The following is a 1,949-nucleotide window of genomic DNA, read 5'->3' as shown; positions in this document are numbered from 1 at the left end:
ATCGCGTCTAACCCTCCGCTCAACTCGGACCCCGCCTGCATTGCTTTCCGCTCTTTCTCTTCGTTCCGCTTTCTCGGCTCCGCTCAGCGCCTCGGTGCAGGCGGGGCCGGTTAGCTTCATTCGTTAGCCCTCGTTCGCCTGTCTATTTCTGTCTGCTGGGTGAGCGCGGGGTTCGGCGGGTTCAACCGTTGGTTCGCGAATTCATGGCAAAGCCTCACCAGGTCTCAGTCTTCAGCGTTCAAGGAATAGGGTTATCGCTTACTCATCAACCGTCGGCCCATGGATTTCTGCCATCATCGAGGTCACTTCGCCAGTTCGGCCTTCACGTTCACGCGATAACTCCGGTGTTCTCCTTTTGGGCTCGTCGGCATGAACCTTCGCTCTCGCTCAAGCAGGCTCAAATCTAGGCGCGCCGGGCGCTCGCTGTGCCAATGCTTAGGGCTCGGCCTAACCTTGCGCTCAACTCGGACCCCGCCTGCATTGCCTTCCGCTCTCTCTCAGCATCCCGCTTCCTCGGCTCCGCTCGTCGTCGCGGCGCAAGCGGGGCCGGTTAGCTTCATTCGTTAGGGCTGCTCACCATGAGATCACCAGCATCAATAGCACTGGCCTGGCTCACTCTCGGATTCACCCTTCTCGCCTGTAAAAGCCCGACTACTACCTACGTGTACGAATCCAAGGACATTTTCGAAGCCTTCGGTCGAAGAAAGCCGAATGTATCTTCTCCCTTGTTCTTATTGACTGATGACGCCAGGAAGAACATCCCGAAAGAAAAGCTAGCGATGTTCATCCGAGCCCAGAATGACATCGACCTGATTACGTCCAATCAAGAGCCCATTTTCTGTCAAATCGGTTTCTTGACCGATGGTGGCACGAAGATCTACAGCTGTTCGGACTATGTCATCACTCATTGGTCCGAGATCAGAAAAATTGATGGCCTTCATTGCACCAAGCGCGGGATATCGATCAAATTCAACACCCCGAATCTTGGAATGAACAAGCCCTTCGATGATGTTTCTCATACCTGGATTGAATTTTGGTCCAAGCAGCCCTAACCCTCCGCTCAACTCGGACCCCGCCTGCATTGCCTTCCGTTCTCTCTCAACTTCTCGCTTCCTCGGCTCCGCTCATCGCCTCGGTGCAGGCGGGGCCGGTTAGCTTCATTCGTTAGGAGGCAGTGCATCCATGAGCACAGCCCTAAAAATCGGCCCCCAGTGCTTGGTTCTCACCCTCTGCATCTGCCTCTCGCCTGTTGGGTGCAAGAAGGCGCATGTGCCAACGAATGCTCATGCCATCGCCGCCACCGAGGTATTTCACCTTCTCTATCGTTCACCCTTCTTCCTTGAAGCTGCGGAAACATCCTGGAATGAGAGTGAGAAGCGGGGTCCAGACTTCGAAGCTCGAAAGAAGGAGTTTCTTCGTTGGATTGACACTGTCTACGCAGACAAAGAATTTGAAAACCGAACCGTTCAAATTTTGATGAAGGATTACAGCGAATCAGAACTTCAAGAATTAGCCAAATTCTATCGATCGGCTGTGGGTCAAAAATACATGCGGATTGATCATTCCCAACAGAAGGCAGTCCGCGAAGCTATTCGAAAGGTCGCCGAGTCTCATGTGGGCGACTACAAAAATCCGTCCGGCGGCGGTCCCCCTTCTATCCCTAAACGAGAAGGGCAATGAGTCTCCAAGCACCATCGGCTGTAGGCTGCCTCCTAACCCTCCGCTCAACTCGGACCCCGCCTGCATTGCCTCCCGCTCTCTCTCAACATTTCGCTTCCTCGGCTCCGTTCAGCGCCTCGGTACAGGCGGGGCCGGTTAGCTTCATTCGTTAGGCGCTACCGAAATGGCCATGAACTTCGAGTACTCCGGCAACACTCAACGATCGAAGTTCGGTCTTGTCGTTGCTTGGATATTCTCTTGGCCGCTCACCTATTTTGGGCTCCTCTCGC

The 1,949-nt window shown here is 54.3% G+C and carries 2 protein-coding genes; one reads left to right on the top strand and one right to left on the bottom strand.

The window, feature by feature from the left end; genetic code table 11:
- Window positions 1–773 precede the first annotated feature (773 nt).
- Window positions 774–1,019 carry a hypothetical protein gene (locus NOV65_RS15340; protein WP_257307599.1) on the bottom strand — a complete coding sequence of 82 codons (246 nt, stop codon included), beginning with the start codon at window positions 1,017–1,019 and terminating at the stop codon, window positions 774–776.
- A gap of 163 nt (window positions 1,020–1,182) precedes the next feature.
- Between NOV65_RS15340 and NOV65_RS15335 the strand changes: the two genes are divergently transcribed.
- A complete protein-coding gene (locus NOV65_RS15335) occupies window positions 1,183–1,680 on the top strand; it encodes a DUF2059 domain-containing protein (protein WP_257307597.1) in 498 nt (165 codons plus the stop codon).
- Window positions 1,681–1,949: the final 269 nt, after the last annotated feature.

The organism is Geothrix campi (assembly GCF_024609265.1).
Classification (GTDB): Bacteria; Acidobacteriota; Holophagae; order Holophagales; family Holophagaceae; genus Geothrix; species Geothrix campi.
Note: the sequence above shows the minus strand (reverse complement) of the source record. Positions and strands in the feature narration are given on the sequence as shown.